Source organism: Maritimimonas sp. 2304DJ26-3, from assembly GCF_056591635.1.
The window spans coordinates 348672-370174 of sequence record NZ_JBWQOK010000003.1 but is presented as its reverse complement, the minus strand read 5'-3'; the positions used below and the strand labels follow the sequence as shown (position 1 = coordinate 370174).

Genomic DNA, 21503 nt, shown 5'->3' with positions numbered 1-21503 from the left:
AACCAAAAAACAGCTATTTCAAGTTTTCCCATTAAATAGCTCATTAACTTTTTCATAACGATAATCGAAAATTGTTTTTAATTGTTTTTTAATAAAAAAAGTATGTGCGATTCTTCCTAGAATTCCTAGAGGCAAACCATAATGAACAATATCTCTCATCTCAACTTTATCACCTACTTTTTTAAAAAAATGTTTATGATGCCATAATTTATAAGGGCCAATCCGTTGTTCATCAATAAAATATTCTTTGTCTTTTACTTGTGTGATTTCTGTTACCCATTTTATAGAAATACCCATTACTGGTTTTACATAATATTGTATGATCTGACCAGCGTACATTTTATCTTTTATAACATCAATAATTTTAAAACCCATATAATTGGGTGTTATTACTTTTAAATTCTTTGGGTTTGAAAAAAAATTCCAACATTCATCTAAAGAAGTATTAACTATCTGTGTTGTTTCTAATTTATATAGTTTCACGCTTAAATACTCTTTTAAATTTTTCAACTAAAATAATACTTAAAAAGATCATACTAAAAGCATAGCCTATATCTTCAATAGGAATTGTACCCAACCGTATTCCTAAATTTTCTGCATTGTTATACCAAACAATCTGATCTTCTATAAAACTCCCGGTAAGGATTCCATTCACAATAAAAAAAGGAATAAGAATGATTAAAAAAGTAATATAGAATGTTCTCAATTGCTTTTCTTGAGTTATCAATGAATATAACAGAATAACTATCAATAAACTATAATTATAAAATGTATAGTCTTTATTAATGTTTGTTGCTACTACCATACCGAGTACAATAAGTAGTAAAATAGAAATTATATTAGTTGTTTTAAAAGACAACTTTAGTTTAGGAAAAAAGTATTTAAACGCATAATGTGTAAAAATACATGCATAAGGTATGCATATAAAGAATAACCACTCTTCAAAAGGAAGGTTTATAATATTTATACCTAGTAGATATTTTTCATTAAACCCCCAAACACCATTTCTAGTGAAAATTACATCCCATATTAAGAAGATAATAGCAGTGATTAAAATGGCTAAAAAGACTTCTTTCCACCATTTAATGAAGCGCATTCGCTTTTCGAAACTGTAAAAAAAAGGAATACTAAAGCTAGCGAGATTTAAAATAAGATATAGTGACATTTATATCTTAAAATATTTAAAAGGAACGAAGAGCATACCGAAACACTCACCATCTTCTTTGCTAAGATGTTTATGATGTGTTTTATGAGCTTTTCTAAGACCTATCAGGTATTTGTTTTTGGTTCGTTTAAACCACTTAAATCGTTGATGTATTAATACATCATGAACTAAAAAATAGGCAATCCCATAAAGTAAAATACCAAATCCGATAAAAAATCTATAGTCTACTCCATCTCTAGTACCAAAATAAAATAACAAAACACTTGGTAATGCAAAAATTACAAAAAAGATATCATTGCGTTCAAAAGTATCTGGGTACTTAGGCTCATGGTGATCAGAATGAAAATACCACATAAAGCCATGCATCACAAATTTATGCGTAAACCAGGTAACGCCTTCCATAAAAATAAATACACCTAAAGTTATTAATACGAACAACATATGGTAAAGTTAAATTAATTTTAGTTTATATTTCACATAACTTCTCGCTAATAGATTTAATTTCATTGGGTTAGAAATACGTACTCTTTGCTCCATGATTTTAGATGATGGTACTTTTTTAAGTTTGTTCAGTAGTTTCCTGTAATATCTAAATGCCATATATACACCAAATTTGGCTTCGATTGGTAATTTTAAAATTCCATTCTTAAAAGCATAATCAAAGTCCTTTTCTATGTCAATAATGATCTCTTCTTTCGCTTTGTGGTCTAATGAATTAAAATCAATATTTGGAAAGTATGAACGCTTTAAAACTTCTTGATCATCCTTTATATCTCTTAAAAAATTTACTTTCTGAAATGCAGAACCTAATCGCATTGCAGCCTTTTTTAGTTCACTATATTTTTCTTTATCTCCGTTTACAAAAACTTTTAAACACATTAAACCGACAACATCAGCCGAGCCATAAATGTAAGTATCAAACTCTTCTTTTGTAGTATAAATGGTCTTACTTAAATCCGCTTTCATACTATTTAAAAATGCCTGTACTAGATCATCATCAATTTTATATCTTTTAACTGTATGTTGAAATGAGTTTAGTATAGGGTTTATACTAATACCATCTTTATAGGCCCTATAATAATTCTCTTCAAAATTCAGTAGTAATTCTTTTTTATTGTACTGATGAAATGAATCTACTATTTCATCAGCAAAGCGAACAAATCCATAAATATTATAAATGTCTTTACGTATAGATGGTGCTAGCATCTTTACTGCCAGCGAAAAAGAAGTGCTATACGATTTGGTAACTAGTTTGCTACAATCTTCTGATACTCGATCAAACAGTTGTTTCATGTACGCTAATTTTTGAATATTTGATAATAGAGTTTGCTGCAATTTTACCCGATATTAATGATGGAGGCACACCAGGACCGGGTACAGTTAGCTGACCAGTAAAGAATAAGTTTTCTACTTTTTTACTTTTAATTTTTGGTCTTAAAAAAGCTGTTTGTGTTAATATATTTGCTAAACCATAAGCATTACCCTTGTATGAATTATAATCTTTAATAAAATCGTTTACACAATAAGATTCTTTAAAAAGAATACTTTCTTTTACTTTTTGATTGGTTAATTCTTCAAAACGGTTAATGATTTGATTAAAATAGCTTTCGCGAATGGTTTCGTTATCTTCAATACCCGGTGCTAAAGGAATAAGAAACACTCCAGCTTCTTTATTTTCTGGAGCAAAAGATACATCTGTTATACTTGGGAAGCTAGCATAAAACAATGGCTTTTCAGGCCATTTAGGATTATCATAAATGTCTTTTGCATGAACTTCAAAATCTGCATCAAAAAACAATGTATGATGTGTTACATTTTGTAATTTTTTATCAAATCCAACATAAAAAAGTAATGAAGACGGCGCAAATGTTCTTTTATTCCAATAATTTTCTGAGTATTGCCTATACTGCTCATCCAATAGTCTCTCGGTATGATGATAATCAGCACCGCTTAAGATAACATCAGCTGGCACAAATTCATTATTTGACCAAATACCTTCTACCTTGTTATTTTCAACGCCAATTTTAGAAATAGTAGTATTTGTTTTAATTTCAACTCCTAAGCTCGTAGCTAAAGTTACCATTGCCTTTACAACTTCGAACATTCCTCCTTTAGGATGCCAAGTACCTAAACCAAAGTCTGCATAATTCATAAAATTATAAAATGAAGGAGTTTTGCTTGGCTTAGCTCCTAAAAACAAAACAGGAAATTCTAATATCTGTCTTAGCTTTGGGCTTTTAATTTTTGAGCGAACTTGAGCGCTTACACTTCGAAAAAATTGGCTTGTCCGTTTTATTGTTATTGGCGTTATTAATTCGGTAATAGATTCACCTGGTCTGTAAACCAAATCTTTGATAGCTACTTGGTAGTTATATTTTGCTGAATTTATAAAATCAATAAGGTGTTTTGAACTTCCTTTTTCAATGGATTCAAACGTCAGGCAGATAGCTTCAAAATTGTCATCAATAATTATCGAATCTTCTTTATCAAAGTAAGTTTTATAAGCAGGCCCTAGTTTCTGTAAATGATAGTATTCAGAGGGATGTTTATCAAAATCATTAAAAAAACTTTCAAAAACATCAGGCATCCAATACCATGTAGGACCCATATCAAACTTAAAACCTTGTTTCTCAAATATTCTTGCTCTACCTCCAACACTCTCATTTTTTTCAAAAATTTCCACATCGAATCCAGCTTTTGCTAAATAACAAGAAGCTGATAAAGAAGAAAATCCAGAGCCAATGATTAGAACTTTTTTATTCATTTGTTTAACAAATATATAAAATAATTAAACAAAATTAGCATTTGTAAAAAAATTAAAGAATATTTAACAGGTCATTAACTGATTTAAAGGCCTTAATATTTCTAATAGATCCATTTAAAGAATAATCTAAAGCTTTACGACCCAAAAACCAAAACTGATTATTTTCTTTTAAAATATATTCACTTAACTTATTAAGGTAATCATATATATGATCATCATCTGGCTGCACTGTAAAATAGGATAAGAAATTTATTCTGTCATATAATAATGTAAGGTCCGTTAGGTGGTCTATAGCTATATTTTGCCCTAAATAAATAGAGTGACAGCCTCTTAAACTTAATTCGTAATGAATATATAAGAGACCAAGCTCATGAATTTCATTTTCAGGCAAGAAAAGAACATAAACTTTATCAGATTTTTTTGAAATAGTTTGATTTCTCTCAATATTAGATTGTATTTTTTGAACAATTAAATTAGAAATAAAATGCTCATGTGCTGGCTTAATCGATTTTGTTTGCCATAAAAGACCTATATATTCTAAAAACGGTATAAAAATATTTGTAAAAATCTCGCGAAACGATTTGCTTGCTAATAACCTATTATATGTTTCATTAAACAATACTGTATCAAAATTAACCATCGCTACCTTTAGTTGGTTGATTGAAGATTCTTCAATAGCTTTGTACAGCGCAATTTCCTTTACCTTTAATTCTATTGACCCATTGGACAATTCAGCTATCTTAGAAATTTTAAATCCATTATTATATAATAGATTGATATTAAGTAATTTTAAAAAATTATCAGCATCATAATAGCGAATATTAGTATCTGTTCTTTTTGGCTCTAACAAACCATATCTTTTTTCCCAGATTCTTATGGTATGTGCTTTAATACCTGTAAAATTCTCTAAATCTTTAATAGAAAATTTTGTTTTGATATTGTTTAGCATATTGATAGTATTATTAAACAAATATATATTTAATTTTTAACTTTTATATTTCTAGTTATTTTTAACAAATTATTGTAACAAAATCTAATTTTATACTACTTATCTATTGTAATTAACCAAAGTGACCAAAGAACTCGAACATAAATTTGTTAGTGATCTAGAACAGCATCAAAATATAATACATAAAGTTTGTAAACTTTATACCAACAATAAGGATGCTCATAATGATCTTTTTCAAGAAATCACCATACAATTATGGCGCGCTTATCCTAAGTTTAGAGGTGAGGCAAAATTTAGCACATGGATGTATAGAGTTTCTTTAAACACTGCTATTACATTATATCGAAAATCTAAAAGACGAGTTCAAACTCAAGATTTCGATTCTGTTCTTTTTAAAATTGAAGCCAAAGAATATGATGATACTGAAGAGGAACAGTTGAGACTGATGTATAAAGCAATTAGAAAGTTATCTGATATCGAAAAAGCATTAGTGTTTTTATATCTAGAAGACAAAAATTATAAAGAAATATCTGAAACTATGGGTATTACAGAAGTAAATGCTCGAGTGAAGATGAATCGCGTAAAAACGAAATTACAGAAAATATTAAATCCGTAAGATCATGGATCAATTAGATTTATTAAAAAAAGACTGGAAAAAGCAAGATAAAAGCTTGCCAAAATTAACTTTTGATGAATTATCGAAGCTTATCCATAAAAAATCATCGTCTATAGTCAAATGGATATTTATAATTAGTTTATTAGAATTGATTGTCCCTCATCTTTTTATATTATTTGTAGACCGTGATGCTTCTATGCGGCATTATGAAGAATTAGGTATTGGTGACTTTATTAAAGGCTTTTATATTGTCTTTTATATTGTTATTTTTTATTTCATTTTTCGTTTTTATCAAAATTACAGATCCATTTCAGCTAATTCTAAACCAAACGAATTAATGCAAAATATTATTAAAACCAGAAGAACTGTAAAACATTATATCTGGTTCAATCTTGCAATGATACCTTTAGTTGGCGGAATGATACTCTATGCAACTTTTAACTCTCAGGAATTTATAGATCAAATACCTGAAAATGTTGGTTCTGGAATGCTTCTCTTAATATCAGTTTTAGTAATATCCTTTACAATTGGAATATTTTGGCTGTTCTATCAATTAATTTATGGTATTTTACTGAAAAAACTAAAAAAGAACTATGCAGAATTGATGAGTAACGGTGAAGAATCATAGTATATCCAAGCTGCCCTTACCTTCTCTGATAATCTCAATTTCATCTTGCGATAAGTCTATTACTGTAGATGCTAAGTTATCTCCATATCCACCATCTATTACTAAGTCTACTTTATCTTGCCATTTTTCATAGATTAATTCAGGGTCAGTTGTATATTCTATAACATCATCTTCATCATAAATGGATGTTGATACTATTGGGTTTCCTAAAACTTGTACTATTTCTCTAGCAATATTATTATCCGGCACTCTGATACCAACCGTTTTTTTATTCTTAAATGCTTTTGGTAAGTTATTATTTCCTGGAAGAATAAAAGTATAAGCCCCTGGTAAAGCTCTTTTCAAAATTTTATAAGTTGGTGTATCAATCTGCTTTACATAATCAGATAAATGACTTAAATCGTTGCATATAAAAGAAAAATTGGCCTTCGCCAATTTTATATTCTTTATACGTGCAATTTTATCTAAAGCTTTAGGGTTTGTGATATCACAGCCTAAACCATATACAGTATCAGTAGGATAAATAATCAGCCCTCCTTTTCGGAGCACCTCTATGACTTTATCTATCTCTTTTGAGTTTGGATTTTCGTTGTATATTTTTACAAGTTGTGACACACAACAAGTATACAATAAATCTTAGGCATTTACAATTAGCCTAAAGCCTTCACCATGTATATTTATAATTTCAACATCCGTATCCTCTCTAAGGTATTTACGTAGTTTAGCAATATATACGTCCATACTACGAGAAGTAAAGTAGTTATCATCTCTCCAAATCTTTGTCAAAGCCAATTCTCTAGGCATTAAATCATTAAGATGAATAGCCAACATTTTTAATAACTTATTCTCTTTAGGTGAAAGCTTACGTGCCTCATTACCAGCATAGGTTAAATGTCTTAGTTTAGAATTTAGGTGAAACTTACCAATCTGAAACTCATGTTGCTCTTCGTCTGTATTAGAATCTACTTCTTTACGCTGTAAAATAGCCTTTATTTTATACAACAATACTTCAGAATCGAATGGTTTATTCAAGTAATCGTCTGCGCCTACTTCGTATCCTTTTAAAACATCTTCTTTCATAGTTTTTGCCGTTAAGAAGATAATAGGCACATCTGCATTTGTTGTTCGAATATCTTTTGCTAATGAAAAGCCATCTTTACGAGGCATCATAACATCTAAAATGCATATATCAAAATCATCATTTTTAAACATGATTAAACCTTCTAGGCCATCTTTAGCGTGCGAAACTGAATAATCGTTTAATGTTAAGTAATCCTTTAAGACTGTTCCAAAATTTGGATCATCTTCAACTAATAATATTTTTTTATTTGCCATAACTAATTATGTGTATTTTATATTAATGGTAATTTCACTGTAAATAAACTTCCTTTTCCTTTTTCACTTTCTACAAAAACATTTCCATGATGATGCTCGACAATTTTCTTTACATAAGAGAGACCTAAACCGTGGCCTTTTACATCATGTATATTTCCTTTTTGCTCTCTATAAAACTTATCAAAAACATGCTTTTGCACATTCTTATTCATACCGATTCCTTGGTCTTTGATCTTTAATAAGAAAAAGTTACCTGCATTTTCGGTATAAATATCAATTTTTGGCGAATCTTGTGTATACTTAACTGCATTATCTAACATATTAACTACCACATTTGTCATATGAAATTTGTTAGCCATTACTTCAGTTAAAGAAGCCTCCAAATGGGTTTTCATATACCCTTCTTTATCTTTAACAATTAAATCAATGTGTGTTATAGCTTCTTCAATAATCTCATGCATATCAACCACATTACTACTTAAATCTAATTGATTCTTCTCTAATTTAGATATTCTTAGAACGTTTTCTACTTGCCCATGCATACGCTTATTCTCTTCTCTTATCATTTCAGCATAGCGCAGTATTTTATCTTTATTATCAATGATTTTAGGGTTCTTTATAGCATCTAGTGCCAAATTTATTGTTGCAATAGGTGTTTTAAACTCATGCGTCATATTATTAATGAAATCAGTTTTAATTTCAGAAATTTGCTTTTGGCGAATCAATTGATACAAAGCACTAGCAAAAGCCAAAATTATGATTAGAATAAAAATAGCCGATAAGGCTAAAATATTTCCAATAGATGCTAAAATAAATTTTTCCTTTTCAGGGAAGCTTACAAATAGTTGATAGTCACTAAAACCCTCATCATCAATAAATAAAGGAACTCCATAACTAATATATTTTTCTTTTTTAAAGCTAGATGATGCTACTTTTGTCGCCAATCCATCTTCAAAAACTCCAAACTCAAAATCGGTATCTACCCCTCTCGTTCTTAACTCATTTTCTAGATTTAGATAAATCTCTTTTTTAGATATTCTATCATAGATTGGACGACTTGGAGCTATCTCTTTAAAATAACTTTCGAATCTCGATTTTTCTAAATCGGTCAATCGCCCTACAACGTATAAGCGTTCAACAGGAGTCATTTCTTCTAAATCACCACTATTACCATCAGTTAATTTTGAAATTTCTCTTTCTTTTTCACTAAAAAAAGTAGAAAAATCTACAGAATCATTGTCAAATAACGTTAAAGACGATTTATTGTTCGTCTCTAGTATGCTCTGCCTGAAAGTAAAAACTTCATTCTTAGTAGTATCTATTCTTCTAAAAAAGAAATCTGTTTTTCCAGATTCAGACATAGATGAAGCCGAACGGGTCAAACTATCGATCGCAGAGCCAAACTCTTCATAATAATCATTGATTTCACGCTCTTGAATAATATCAGATACATTTGCCAATGCAAACTTTACATCATTACTAAACTGCTTTTCACGGATATTAACCGAGCTATTTATCCAATAAATCTGTACAGCTATAATACCAATTAAGGCAGTACTCATTAATATAATTAAGAGTATAAAAATGCGTTTGCTCATCTAGAACAAATTTAAATTTTCTTTATAGTTCGCTAAATTCTTTAACTAACATTAACTAAAACATTAGTTTTTTAACATTTTTTTAAGAATAAAGATACGGAAAGATTATCCTTTAAATTGTAATAATTTATGATGAATTTCTAACACCTTTTTTTTTGTATTTGAAAAATCTATATTTTCAATAACAAAATCAGATTTTTCTATTTTTACTTTATCAGGAAGTTGATTATTAATTCTAGCCAATACTTGAGCTTTAGATACATTATCTCGTTGAATAACTCGTTCAATTCTTGTATTAGTTGGGGCTGTTACAGTAATAATAAAATCGAATTTATTTTCAGATTGACTTTCAAATAGTATAGCATTCTCTTGAATTATATATCGAGTAGATTGTTTTCTTATCCATCGTTTAAAACTATTAGAAACTGAGGGATGAACTATACCATTTATAGCCTCTAATTTTTCTTTTTTATTAAATACAATATCAGCAATATATGATCTATTAAGCTTACCATTTATATATGACTCTTGCCCAAATTCATTAGTCATCTTACGTTTGATAGATTTTGATGTATGCATTAATCTTTTTGCATGAGTATCAGCAAAATAAACGGGTATACCCAATTCTAGAAATAGGTTTGCAACTGTGCTTTTACCACTACCAATACCACCAGTTAACCCTACTACAATCATTTTTCTAATAAAAATTCAATCTTACTTGGTATAATTTTAACGTCGTTTACCAAATTCGATTTTTTAGTAATCTTAGGTATAAGATAATCTAAATTATTATTTAGCGATTCATTATAATCGCAGGTCACTTGAAAATCTTCTTCATTGATTTTATTAAAGTCAGATAGTCCTATTTGAAACACCAACTCAACTTCTTTTGGAAACGTAATAATCTTATATGAATTAGGCTTATTTAATATTCCAATTTTTGAAATTATGGTACGTTCCGTAAACTTATCTACAACTCCTTGAATGACTACTTCATTTTCAGAATATTCAACCATTCCAAAAGCATTATTAACGGCAATTTTAATTTTTTGATCAATTGATTCATGTACATCACTTAATTCTAGTAGTTCCGTAGAAACAGTTTGAATGGAATCAACTTTACTTTTTGGTCCTTTAATAGTAATAAATTCTGGTTCAATTTTTAGCTGACCTAATAAATTATATCCTGTTTGATATTGAATATTAAGATTAGGAGTCACTTTTAATTTCTTACTAATACTTTTACCCAAATCAAAGTATAACGTGTCAGGTTCAATCGCTATAAGTTCAGATTTCGAGAATTTTTCTTCAATCAAAGGAATTATTTCTTTTGAAGTATAATAATATCGTGATCCTTTTATTCTTTTAATATTTTTAAGACTAATAGTCACATTCTTCTTAAATACTTTGTTTTTCAATAAGCTAAATCCAATGGACTTTAGTCTTACTTTAATTTTATTTGTAGATTCAGATTGTAGTAATTTATTTTTTGGCAAGTCCTTATAATTAACTAAAACTGTAGCATTAGAAGTGTATTCTTGAGATAGTTTGATAAGCATCCATAGCAATAGTGACATTAAAACAAATAGGATAAAAATCCGTAATTTCTTATTGTTTTTTAACTTTTTTTGCTCAGTATTCATGTAGGGTTTTAACTAATTCTAATCTTTTAAAGATATAAAAAAAGTGAGTTTTGCTAGCAAAACTCACTTTTAAATTTTAACAAAATTTAGCTCTTATTTTTTAACTGCTTCTTTAGAATATTTTTTACTTAATTCCATTGAAATTGCAGAACGCTCAAATTTGATCTTGCCTGCACCAGTTTCTATTACACATGTATTATCATTATCATTTAGATCTAATATTTTACCATGTATACCACTAGTAGTAATTACTCTAGCACCTTTTTTAATCGCTGATTGAAATTTCTTTTCATTTTTCTGACGACGGATTTGAGGGCGGATCATAAAGAAATAAATGATCATAAACATTAACGGAATTAAAATAAAGTTCCCCCAGTCACCACTTCCAGTGGCTTGTAAAAATATAGTTTGTTGTATCATTCTTTTAAGCGTTCGCTTTTTTAGCTTTTGGTGTAACTTCTGCTTTAATTACTACAGTCTCTTTGCCATTAGCAGTATTTGTAGTTAATGTTACCGTTTTACTTTGCTTATTTGGCTTACCGTTAGAGTTAAATTTAACTTTAATTTCAGCTGTTTCACCTGGCTGAATTGGCTGTTTAGGCCATTCTGGTACTGTGCAACCACAACTACCTGTTGCATTAGTAATAATCAATTCTGATTTACCAGTGTTTTTAAGGCCAAATGTAGTTTCTACGATATCACCTTCGTTAATAACACCAAAGTCATGTTCTTTTTTATCGAACTCTATTGCAGCTGCACCTTCGCCCAGTTTATAGTCGCGTTCTTTAGCTACTTCTAAATTCTCTTTTTTAATCTTAGCAGCGATATTTTCTTTACAGGAAACCATTGTTACTATGATCATTGCACTGAAAACAATTAATACATTCTTCATTGATACTTATTTTAATTTTAAACTTAAATTCTGGTGTAAAATTATATAAATTATAATAATCCTCTACCAATTTTATTTATTTTACCTAAAGAATCATATTCTTTAGATAATTTATCTAGCACTCCATTGATAAAGAAACTACTTTTTTGAGTAGAATAATCTTTAGCAATTTCTATATATTCATTAATAGTTACCCTCGTAGGAATAGATGGAAAGTAAACGAATTCTGTCATTGCCATCTTCATTAAAATCAAATCGACTTCGGCTATCCTATCTGTATCCCAATTGGGTGTTTTTATATCGATATCTTGGGTAAATTCAGAATGATGCAATGCGGTTTTTTTGAATAAATCTGATACAAACTGCTCATCATCAGTATCTTTATAAAGCGGTTGTCTATTTAAACTTTTATCCTTACCAAAAGAATTTATCTTTTTAAGAATCATTGTATTTACTAAAGGAATATCGTCTACCCAACTTAAGTTTTCACTTTCAAAATAGTCAAATAGCTTTTCGTTAGGGGCTATAATTTCTTTATAAATAGCCGCTAAAAACTCTTTATCATCATTAAAAGACAAATCCTCGGAAGCTATATACTTTTTGTAAAGATCACTAACTTTAATTTCATCCCAAATAACTCTAACGTATTCTGAATGATCTTTCCAATTGTTAAGTTTTTTATCTGTCAAATAATCAGCAATAAAAGGGCTATTTTTTAATTGCTCTAAAATCTGATTTTTAACAAATTTTCTATTTGGATTTTTATCCTCAGTTGTTGCTAAATGTTTCTTTTTGGCAATTTCTAAATGTTCATTGGCCATTTCTCTAACCTCTATGAGCAAACTAAACATTAGTATATATAAGTCATAAATTTTTGCAATACTAACATGCAAAAACTTCTCTTCTCTTACCAGATCATCATTCTTAGATTGTAATAATGCATAAATAGACTGCATTACTTTAATACGGATATGTCTTCTGTTCAACATAATTTAAAAGATCGTCTTTTTCGTGGCGAATTTAGTTCTTTTTTGAATCAATTCTATTTTGAGCAATATTAAATGCAGCCTGATGACTGGTTATACCCTTTTTATCAGAAAGATTTAAAATTTCTAAAGTAGTATTATAAATATTTTCAGTTTTTCTTAAAATTTCTTGTTTACCATATCCTTCTAGTTCTGCATATACATTGATAATACCACCAGCATTGATTAAAAAATCTGGCGCATAAACTATTCCTTTCTCCTTCAATATCTTGCCATGCTTTAATTCATCTGCTAACTGATTATTCGCAGCACCAGCAATTACTTTAGCCTTAATCTTGTCTATGGTATTATCATTAATTGTAGCTCCTAAAGCACATGGTGCATACACATCAACGTCAAGATTATAAACATCATTCAAATCTTTATGAATTTTTGTACCATATTTATTACTAATATCTAACAATCTGTCTTCATTGATATCATTAATAATAACATCTGCGCCTTCATAAGTTAAATGTTTTACCAACGTTTCACCTACATGCCCAATACCCTGTACTAATACTTTCTTTCCTAAAAGATTATCAGAACCATATTTATAGTTAACTGCAGCTTTAAGTCCCATAAAAACACCATAAGCGGTAATAGGTGAAGGGTTACCAGCTCCACCTTTTTCCTCAGAAATCCCAGTAACATGAGGGGTTACTTCACGAATAATATCCATATCATGTGTCTCCATACCCACATCTTCTGCAGTAATATATTTACCATTTAATGAATGTATAAATTCACCAAAACGGCGCATTAACGCATCATTTTTCTGCGCTTTTGCATCACCAATAATTACAGCTTTACCACCACCAAGATTTAATCCTGTAATAGCAGCTTTATAGGTCATACCCCTTGAAAGTCTCAACACATCTTTTAGAGCCTCAGCTTCATTATTATAATTCCACATACGCGTTCCACCCAATGCAGGACCTAATACCGTATTATGAATACCGATAATCGCCTTTAATCCTGTGGATTCATCATTACAAAATACAATCTGTTCATGCTTATCAAATGAAGAATTATCGAAAACAGGACCAAGTTTTTCTAAATGCCTCTTATCTAAAATATCTGTTGTCATTTCAAATTTTATAATCGCAGCAAAGGTAATTTTTTAGAGTCTGCAAACAAAACTTTATTCATTCCTAATTATTTTTTAAGACTTCTTTAACTGTTAAGCATTTTAATAGTATTTTTATTCATTGTATTATCGCCATTCGAATTCAATAGCACTTGAAAGCATTAAAATATTTAAATAAATTCTTTGTAAAGTACCGTTATCGATTAATAATAGGTTTAGTTACTACTATTATAGCTCGCATCTTCTCATTATTTACCCCAAGATTAGTAAATAAATCATTAACTATTGTAGAGGAATATCAAAAAGGAAGTGTTGCTGAACTTTCTGTAGTAAAAAACGAACTATTAATAAACATCTTACTAATTATAGGAGCAGTTTTACTTTCTGGGTTTTTTACTTTTTTAATGAGACAAACAATTATTGTTATGTCGCGTCATATTGAGTTTGATCTTAAAAATGAGATCTTTCAACAATATGAAAGGTTGTCATTAAAATTTTACAAAAAGAATCGTACAGGTGATTTAATGAATAGAATTAGTGAGGACGTTGGGAAAGTGCGTATGTATTTTGGTCCTGCCATAATGTATAGCATTAATATGATTACACTATTTGTAATTGTAATTGGTAATATGATTAGCATCAATCCAAAATTGACATTATATACATTATTACCACTACCAATTTTATCTGTTTCTATATATGCTATAAGTAGAGTTATTAATACACGTAGTAGAATTGTACAAGAATATCTATCAAAGCTCACAACCAACGCCCAAGAAGTATTTTCAGGCATTAATATTATTAAAGCTTACGGAATTGAAAAACCAACCTTTAATACTTTCAACACATTAGCAATAGAAAGTAAACAAAAGAACATTTCATTATATAAGGTACAAGCATTGTTTTTTCCGCTTATGATTTTGTTAATAGGAATGAGTAATGTAATTGTAATCTATATTGGTGGTAAACAATATATAAATGGAGAAATTGCTAGTATTGGTATTATTGCAGAATTTATAATGTACGTAAATATGCTCACATGGCCAGTTGCAGTTGTAGGTTGGGTAACTTCAATTGTGCAACAAGCAGAGGCATCTCAGAAACGTATTAATGAATTTTTAGAAGTAAAACCTGAAATACTTAATACGGTTGAAGAAATTTCCGATATAAATGGAGAAATTGAATTTAAGAATGTTTCGTTTACTTATGATGACACTAACATAACAGCGCTTAAAAATGTAAGCTTCTCTCTTAAAAAAGGAAAAACATTAGCCATTTTAGGAAGAACAGGTTCAGGTAAATCTACATTAATAAGTTTAATCTCCAGATTATATGATATTAATCAAGGTGAAGTTTTAGTTGATGGGAGGCCAATAAAAAGTCTAAATTTAAATGATCTTAGAAATAAGGTCGGGTTTGTTCCTCAAGAAGCATTTTTATTCTCTGACACGATTAAGAACAATATTAAATTTGGTGATGTAAATGCAACTGATGATGAAGTTGTGCAAGCTGCAAAAAATGCACATATACATCATAATATCATAGAATTTAATGATGATTACAACACTACAGTTGGAGAACGTGGGGTCACTTTATCAGGTGGGCAAAAACAACGCATCTCTATAGCTAGAGCTATTATTGGGAACCCAAAAATTTTAATTTTTGACGACTGTCTATCTGCAGTAGACACTGAAACTGAAGAAGTTATATTAAATAATTTAGAAAAAGTCAGTAAAGATAAAACGACTATTATCGTTAGCCATAGAGTATCTTCCGCAAAAAACGCTGACCTCATACTTGTATTAGAAGATGGTGCTATTATTCAAAGAGGTACTCACCAAGAATTATCTAATAGAGAAGGTTATTATCAAGAGCTTTACAACCAACAACTTACCGAGCAATCAGCTGAAAGCGGATAAAGAAAATTCAATAATTACTTGTTCTAGTAATTTATTTTTTTAGATTTGTTCACTATTAATTAAAAATTACTATTTCTAAAAGTAAAGATTATTATGAGTGATAAAGAATTTGTAGAGCAAGAAGAAATCTTTTCGCAAGTGTTGAGAGCTGGTAGAAGAACCTATTTTTTTGACGTAAGATCAACAAAAGCTGGTGATTATTATTTAACAGTTACTGAGAGTAAAAAATTTACACATGATGATGGATCTTTTCATTATAAAAAACATAAGATCTACTTATACAAAGAAGATTTTTCAGAATTTAAAGAAATGCTAAATAAAGCAACAGATTTTATTGTTTCTGAAAAAGGTGAGGAAGTAATTTCTGAGCGTCACCAAAAAGACTATCAGAAAGAAGAAGTGAGTGTAGAACAAAACAATTCTACAGAAAGTTTTACTGATGTAGATTTTGACGATATTTAAACTAACTCAATATTTTTATACAACTAAAAACCGTTCAATATTTTGAGCGGTTTTTTTATACCTTTACGTTTCTTTAAAAACGAGTCATGCAAAAAAAATTAATCTTCCTTATTTTTTTATCAATTTCATTAACCATATTCTCTCAAGAAAAAATTGATATCTCTTATTATTTACCTCAAAACGTCTCATACAATCAAAATATACCCACACCAGAAAGTGTTCTTGGGTTTCAAGTAGGAGAATGGCATGTCTCGCATGATAAGCTCGCTGAGTACATGAAGGCATTAGCCAAAGCTTCTGATAGAGTTACTATAGAAAATAGAGGTGCAACTTATGAAGACAGACCTTTATTACTTTTAACCATAACATCGCCAAAAAACCATCAGGATTTAGAGCAGATACGAACTGAACATCTAAAATTATCTGATACAAACGTTTCTAGTTCTTTAAACACTTCAAACATGCCATTAGTAGTTTATCAAGGGTATTCTATACATGGTAATGAGCCAAGCGGTGCGAATGCAGGTTTGCTTATTGCTTACTATCTCGCTGCTGCTGAAGGAGAATATATAAATGAATTATTAGATAATACTATTATTTTATTCGATCCTTCTTATAATCCAGATGGACTTAATCGATTTGCTTCTTGGGTAAATACTCATAAGAGCCAGAATGTAAATCCAGATAGTAACGATAGAGAATATTCGGAAGCATGGCCAAGAGGTAGAACAAATCACTATTGGTTTGATATGAATCGTGATTGGTTAGTATCTCAATTACCCGAATCTCAAGCTCGGGTTAAAAGTTTCCATCAATGGAAACCAAATATCTTAACAGATCACCATGAAATGGGTAGCAATGCTACATATTTCTTTCAACCTGGAATCCCATCTAGAACACATCCTTTGACACCGAGTATGAATCAAGAGCTTACCAAAGAAATAGCAAAATATCATGCCAAAGCTTTAGATAAAATCGGGTCTCTTTATTATTCTGAAGAGAGCTTTGACGATTTTTATTATGGTAAAGGTTCAACATTTCCAGATATTAATGGAGGTATTGGTATTTTATTTGAACAAGCAAGTTCTAGAGGACATGCTCAATACACTGAAAATGGATTATTGACTTTTCCTTTTTCAATTAGAAATCAGGTGACTACTGCCCTATCAACATTAAAAGCAGGTAAAGAGCTAAGAACTCAATTATTAGATTATCAACGTAATTTTTATAAGAATGCGCAGCGTGAAACTGTAAAGGATAGAAATAAAGCGATTGTTTTTGGTGAGGCAACTAATAAAACTAAAACCTATCATTTTGCTGAAATGCTAAAAAGGCAAAATATTAAGTTTCATAAGAATTCAAAAAATGACTTTAGCTATGTAGTACCAATGAATCAAGCAAATTATAGAATGATAAAAGGTATGTTCGAAAAGCGTACAAAGTTTAAAGATAGTTTGTTTTATGATGTTTCAGCCTGGACTTTACCTTTAGCATTTAATCTTGATTATAATTATTCCTCAAATACATCTAATTTGGGAAGTGAAGTAACCAAATTAAGTTTCCCAGTAGGAAAAGTATCCGCTAAAAGCGACTACGCCTATCTTTTTGAATGGAATGAATATTACACACCTAAACTCTTATATCAACTATTAAAAAGAGGACTGCGTGCTAAAGTAGCTATGAAATCATTCAGTCAAAATGGTAAAAATTATGGCTATGGTACCATAATGATTCCAGTGCAAAATCAAAAAAGATCAGCAGAAACAATTTACACTTTAGTAAGTAATTTAGCCAAAGAAACCGGTGTAAATATTGATGGAGTTGCTACTGGTTTAACTGAAGGAATAGATCTAGGAAGTAGAAATTTTAGAGCACTTAAAAAACCTAAAATAGCTATTATTATTGGTGATGGAATCAACTCATACGATGCTGGTGAAATTTGGCATTTATTGGATACCAGATATCAAATACCAATTACTAAGTTAGATACTAGAAACCTAAGTAGAGTAGATTTAAGTAAATATACTACAGTAATACTACCAAATACTTCTGGATCTTCATTAAACAATGTAAAGGATAAGCTAAAAACATTTGTACAAAATGGTGGTACATTAATTGGATATAGAAATAGCTTAAGGTGGCTGAATACAAATAAGTTTATTAAACTAGATTTTAAAAAGTCAAAAGCAGAAACAGAAAATGTGGCTTTTGATCAACGTTCTGACTTTAGAGGTGCTCAAGTTATTGGAGGTGCTATTTTTGAAGCTAATGCTGATAGAAGTCATCCAATAAATTTTGGATATAAAAATTCTAAATTATCGTTGTTTAGAAATACAACTGTTTATATAAAACCTGACAGCACGTTAACATATAAACCTGCTTTACAATATTCTAAAAATCCTTTATTGAGTGGTTATATCTCTAAAGAAAACCTAAAACAACTTTCTGGTTCATTACCTTTTAAAACCGCCAATATAGGTAAAGGTAAAGTCATTGTATTTACAGACAATACAAATTTTAGAGCATTCTGGTATGGTACTAATAAGCTGTTAATGAATGCTATTTTCTTTGGGAAGTTTATGTAAACATGAATAATAAGGTTAATCCTATCTGAATAATAAATGACAATAATATTAATGCAATTACAACTATAATTGTAACACCTACAGTCTTAAGCCAACTTTCTTGAAATACTTTTTTATACAAGTATCCGGTTGTTCCAAAAGAAATAAAAGGGATTATAAACGTCATAATACTAAAATGATCAAAAGGAAGTGTTATAATACTTAGTATTGCAACAAGCCAAGTAGAAGTTCCAAATATAAATGCATTGATAGCTAGATTTTCCGCAAAATTATAGTTTTTAACAAACAAAAGCATAGTAATTAAACTTACTATTGGTATTAGCGCCAAATAAAAAATATTTTGATAAGACAAATAAGTTTCTTGAGCTTTATTAAATGGTTCCATAATCGAAATATCCAATTTCTCCTCAAGAATTTTATAACTTTTTTCATTTTGCACCTTCATTGATGTCATAGCATTGACAAAACTAGGATGTATAGAAACTATTACTGTGTAAATAGCAACTGCAATTAATATATACTGCAATGGGTTCGAAAACTTTCTTCTATTAATGTTCAAATATATATTTACTGTTTCATGTGGTCTTCTTAATAAAGCCATAAAGGTAAAAAGCAATCCTTTTTCTAGGTTAAAGAATTTCAATGCTTCGTTCTGAATCTCTTTGGTAGTAAGTCTGGGTAATTGGTTTTCTGGTATTTCTGGTAGTTGACTTTCCATTAATTTTGGTTTATGGTAAAAATAGTAAAATCAATCAAAAGAAAAGAGCTGCAATGTGCAGCTCTTTTCTTTATAAATTAGATTCCTGTTTTCACAGGGATAGCATTAGGCTAATACCTCTTGTACTTTATCAGCAGCCTCTTGAAATTCTGTAGCAGAAATAATTTTCATCCCACTATTATCAATCAACTCTTTCGCTTCTTTTGCATTAGTTCCTTGCAATCTACAAATAATTGGTACAGTTATCTTATCACCCATATTTTTATATGCATCTACAACTCCTTGAGCAACTCTATCACAACGAACAATACCTCCAAAAATATTTACTAAAATAGCTTTAACATTTGGGTCTTTTAGAATAATACCAAATGCAGTTTCTACACGTTTGGCATCAGCAGTACCACCAACATCTAAAAAGTTAGCAGGTTCTCCACCAGATTCTTTGATTAAATCCATTGTTCCCATAGCCAAACCAGCACCATTCACCATACAACCAACATTCCCGTCAAGGTCAACATAATTTAAACCTGCAGCTTTTGCCTCTACTTCAATTGGATTCTCTTCACGTAGATCGCGCATCTCCGCATAATCTTTATGGCGGAACAATGCATTATCATCTAAAGTTACTTTAGCATCTACAGCCATTATTTTATCATCTGATGTCTTTAAAACTGGATTAATCTCAAACATAGAAGAATCAGATTTAACAAATGCTGTATATAAAGCAGAAACAAATTTTACCATCTCTTTTAGTGCGCCACCAGACAATCCTAAATTAAAAGCAATTTTACGAGCTTGAAATGGCAATAATCCCGTAGCAGGATCTATTTCTTCTGTAAAAATTAAATGTGGTGTTTCCTCAGCAACGGTTTCAATATCCATTCCGCCTTCTGGCGAATACATCACCATGTTTTGACCTGTTTCTCTATTTAATAGAACCGACATATAATATTCTTCTGGCTCACTATCCCCAGGATAATATACATCTTCAGCAATCAAAACTTGATTCACTTTTTTACCTTCAGGAGGTGTTTGAGGCGTCTTAAGCATCATTCCGATAATATCTTCAGAAATAGACTCTACTTCTGCCAAACTTTTAGCAAGTTTTACACCACCACCTTTACCACGACCACCGGCATGAATTTGTGCTTTTACAACCCACCAACTAGTACCAGTTTCTGTAGATAATTGTTTTGCTGCATCAACAGCTTCTTTATGATTATGAGCAACCATACCACGTTGTATTCTAACGCCAAAGCTGCTTAAGATTTCTTTACCTTGATATTCGTGTAAATTCATTTTCAGTTTGATTTTAAATCACCACAAAAATAGGAAACCATTTCAAAACTCTATATTGTTTTTTAAATAAACTTTAAACAAAAAACTATTCATTATGGGTAATTTGTTTAATTTCACGGCACATTTATTTTTAAGGAATGATAGAAGCTAAAAACATTTCCAAATCTTATGGAAACCTTGCTGTTCTAAAAGGAGTTGACTTACATATTAAACAAGGAGAGATAGTTGCTATTGTTGGTCCTTCTGGTGCTGGAAAAACTACACTACTTCAGATATTAGGAACCTTAGATAAACCAGAAGTACTAAACTCAACTCAGTTGCAACTTAATGGTGATAATGTTTTAACATTAAAAGATAAAGCACTATCAAGATTTAGAAACTTAAATATTGGGTTTATTTTTCAATTTCATCAGTTATTACCAGAATTTACTGCCTTAGAAAATGTTTGCATACCTGCTTTTATAGCAAATAGAAATAAGAATGAAGTAGAACAAGAAGCAAAAAGATTGTTAGAATTTCTAGGCTTATCAGATAGAGTAAACCATAAACCAAATGAGCTTTCTGGTGGTGAACAGCAGCGTGTGGCTGTTGCTAGGGCATTGATCAATAAACCTAAGGTTATTTTTGCTGATGAACCAAGTGGTAATTTAGATAGTACTTCTGCTCAAAATCTACATGAATTGTTCTTTAAGCTTCGTGATGAATTCAATCAGACATTTGTAATTGTTACGCATAATAAAGAATTAGCAAACATGGCAGATCGAAAATTAGAAATGAAAGATGGAAAGATCGTTTAAAGTAAAATTCTGAATTGA

23 protein-coding genes are annotated in these 21503 nt (G+C 29.9%); 6 read left to right on the top strand and 17 right to left on the bottom strand.

What is annotated here, in order from left to right:
* Window positions 1-18: 18 nt before the first annotated feature.
* Genes AC1EUV_RS10330 through AC1EUV_RS10305 form a run of 6 tightly spaced genes read right to left on the bottom strand, consistent with a single transcriptional unit; the run spans window position 19 to window position 4878 of the window.
* On the bottom strand, window positions 19-483 hold the full coding sequence (locus AC1EUV_RS10330; protein ID WP_480198627.1) for an SRPBCC family protein: 465 nt from the start codon (window positions 481-483) through the stop codon (window positions 19-21).
* Complete coding sequence (locus tag AC1EUV_RS10325) at window positions 470-1165, bottom strand: lycopene cyclase domain-containing protein (RefSeq protein ID WP_480198626.1); 696 nt, start codon at window positions 1163-1165, stop codon at window positions 470-472. Before AC1EUV_RS10325 ends, AC1EUV_RS10330 begins: the two co-directional genes overlap by 14 nt.
* The gene (locus AC1EUV_RS10320) at window positions 1166-1606 is read right to left on the bottom strand and encodes a sterol desaturase family protein (RefSeq protein WP_480198625.1); all 441 of its coding nucleotides are present in this window, start codon (window positions 1604-1606) and stop codon (window positions 1166-1168) included.
* Window positions 1607-1615: 9 nt separating this feature from the next.
* Window positions 1616-2458 (bottom strand): phytoene/squalene synthase family protein, encoded by an 843-nt coding sequence (locus AC1EUV_RS10315; protein ID WP_480198624.1) that lies wholly within the window; start codon window positions 2456-2458, stop codon window positions 1616-1618.
* Window positions 2442-3929, bottom strand: a complete 1488-nt coding sequence (locus tag AC1EUV_RS10310) for a phytoene desaturase family protein (protein WP_480198623.1) — start codon at window positions 3927-3929, stop codon at window positions 2442-2444. Before AC1EUV_RS10310 ends, AC1EUV_RS10315 begins: the two co-directional genes overlap by 17 nt.
* 52 nt (window positions 3930-3981) lie before the next feature.
* A complete protein-coding gene (locus AC1EUV_RS10305) occupies window positions 3982-4878 on the bottom strand; it encodes a MerR family transcriptional regulator (protein ID WP_480198622.1) in 897 nt (298 codons plus the stop codon).
* 121 nt (window positions 4879-4999) lie between these two features.
* On the opposite strand from AC1EUV_RS10305, the gene AC1EUV_RS10300 reads away from it, so the two are divergent.
* Window positions 5000-5494: an RNA polymerase sigma factor gene (locus AC1EUV_RS10300; RefSeq protein ID WP_480198621.1), complete on the top strand. Its 495-nt coding sequence runs from the start codon at window positions 5000-5002 to the stop codon at window positions 5492-5494.
* A 4-nt stretch (window positions 5495-5498) separates the two neighbouring features.
* Window positions 5499-6122 carry a hypothetical protein gene (locus AC1EUV_RS10295; protein ID WP_480198620.1) on the top strand — a complete coding sequence of 208 codons (624 nt, stop codon included), beginning with the start codon at window positions 5499-5501 and terminating at the stop codon, window positions 6120-6122.
* On the opposite strand, the gene AC1EUV_RS10290 is transcribed toward AC1EUV_RS10295, so the two are convergent.
* From AC1EUV_RS10290 to AC1EUV_RS10250, 9 genes are all read right to left on the bottom strand, one after another.
* Complete coding sequence (locus tag AC1EUV_RS10290) at window positions 6117-6737, bottom strand: L-threonylcarbamoyladenylate synthase (RefSeq protein ID WP_480198619.1); 621 nt, start codon at window positions 6735-6737, stop codon at window positions 6117-6119. The two genes, AC1EUV_RS10295 and AC1EUV_RS10290, sit on opposite strands and share 6 nt — an antisense overlap.
* A 21-nt stretch (window positions 6738-6758) precedes the next feature.
* On the bottom strand, window positions 6759-7457 hold the full coding sequence (locus AC1EUV_RS10285) for a response regulator transcription factor (RefSeq protein ID WP_480198618.1): 699 nt from the start codon (window positions 7455-7457) through the stop codon (window positions 6759-6761).
* 17 nt (window positions 7458-7474) lie between these two features.
* Window positions 7475-9019 carry a sensor histidine kinase gene (locus AC1EUV_RS10280; RefSeq protein ID WP_480198617.1) on the bottom strand — a complete coding sequence of 515 codons (1545 nt, stop codon included), beginning with the start codon at window positions 9017-9019 and terminating at the stop codon, window positions 7475-7477.
* 141 nt (window positions 9020-9160) lie between these two features.
* Window positions 9161-9748, bottom strand: a complete 588-nt coding sequence (gene coaE / locus AC1EUV_RS10275) for a dephospho-CoA kinase (protein ID WP_480198616.1) — start codon at window positions 9746-9748, stop codon at window positions 9161-9163.
* Complete coding sequence (locus AC1EUV_RS10270) at window positions 9745-10632, bottom strand: CdaR family protein (RefSeq protein ID WP_480198615.1); 888 nt, start codon at window positions 10630-10632, stop codon at window positions 9745-9747. Before AC1EUV_RS10270 ends, coaE begins: the two co-directional genes overlap by 4 nt.
* 159 nt (window positions 10633-10791) lie before the next feature.
* A complete protein-coding gene (yajC, locus tag AC1EUV_RS10265; RefSeq protein WP_480198614.1) occupies window positions 10792-11118 on the bottom strand; it encodes a preprotein translocase subunit YajC in 327 nt (108 codons plus the stop codon).
* 4 nt (window positions 11119-11122) lie between these two features.
* Window positions 11123-11590, bottom strand: a complete 468-nt coding sequence (locus AC1EUV_RS10260; RefSeq protein WP_480198613.1) for a DUF1573 domain-containing protein — start codon at window positions 11588-11590, stop codon at window positions 11123-11125.
* Between the two features lie 50 nt (window positions 11591-11640).
* Window positions 11641-12579, bottom strand: coding sequence for a transcription antitermination factor NusB (gene nusB / locus AC1EUV_RS10255; protein ID WP_480198612.1), 939 nt, complete (start codon window positions 12577-12579; stop codon window positions 11641-11643).
* A gap of 31 nt (window positions 12580-12610) precedes the next feature.
* A complete protein-coding gene (locus AC1EUV_RS10250) occupies window positions 12611-13705 on the bottom strand; it encodes a Glu/Leu/Phe/Val family dehydrogenase (protein ID WP_480198611.1) in 1095 nt (364 codons plus the stop codon).
* 152 nt (window positions 13706-13857) lie between these two features.
* On the opposite strand from AC1EUV_RS10250, the gene AC1EUV_RS10245 reads away from it, so the two are divergent.
* The 3 genes from AC1EUV_RS10245 (at window position 13858) to AC1EUV_RS10235 (ending at window position 18671) form a co-directional block, all read left to right on the top strand.
* On the top strand, window positions 13858-15624 hold the full coding sequence (locus AC1EUV_RS10245; RefSeq protein WP_480198610.1) for an ABC transporter ATP-binding protein: 1767 nt from the start codon (window positions 13858-13860) through the stop codon (window positions 15622-15624).
* A 93-nt stretch (window positions 15625-15717) separates the two neighbouring features.
* Window positions 15718-16086 carry a PUR family DNA/RNA-binding protein gene (locus tag AC1EUV_RS10240; protein ID WP_480198609.1) on the top strand — a complete coding sequence of 123 codons (369 nt, stop codon included), beginning with the start codon at window positions 15718-15720 and terminating at the stop codon, window positions 16084-16086.
* Window positions 16087-16172: 86 nt separating this feature from the next.
* Window positions 16173-18671, top strand: a complete 2499-nt coding sequence (locus AC1EUV_RS10235) for a M14 family metallopeptidase (RefSeq protein WP_480198608.1) — start codon at window positions 16173-16175, stop codon at window positions 18669-18671.
* Here AC1EUV_RS10235 and AC1EUV_RS10230 read toward each other — a convergent pair.
* On the bottom strand, window positions 18664-19389 hold the full coding sequence (locus AC1EUV_RS10230; RefSeq protein WP_480198607.1) for a DUF3667 domain-containing protein: 726 nt from the start codon (window positions 19387-19389) through the stop codon (window positions 18664-18666). The genes AC1EUV_RS10235 and AC1EUV_RS10230 overlap by 8 nt on opposite strands.
* Before the next feature lie 105 nt (window positions 19390-19494).
* Window positions 19495-20688, bottom strand: a complete 1194-nt coding sequence (sucC, locus tag AC1EUV_RS10225) for an ADP-forming succinate--CoA ligase subunit beta (RefSeq protein ID WP_480198606.1) — start codon at window positions 20686-20688, stop codon at window positions 19495-19497.
* A 137-nt stretch (window positions 20689-20825) separates the two neighbouring features.
* On the opposite strand from sucC, the gene AC1EUV_RS10220 reads away from it, so the two are divergent.
* Entirely contained in the window at window positions 20826-21485 is a 660-nt protein-coding gene (locus AC1EUV_RS10220; protein ID WP_480198605.1) for an ABC transporter ATP-binding protein, read from the top strand.
* Window positions 21486-21503 lie beyond the last annotated feature (18 nt).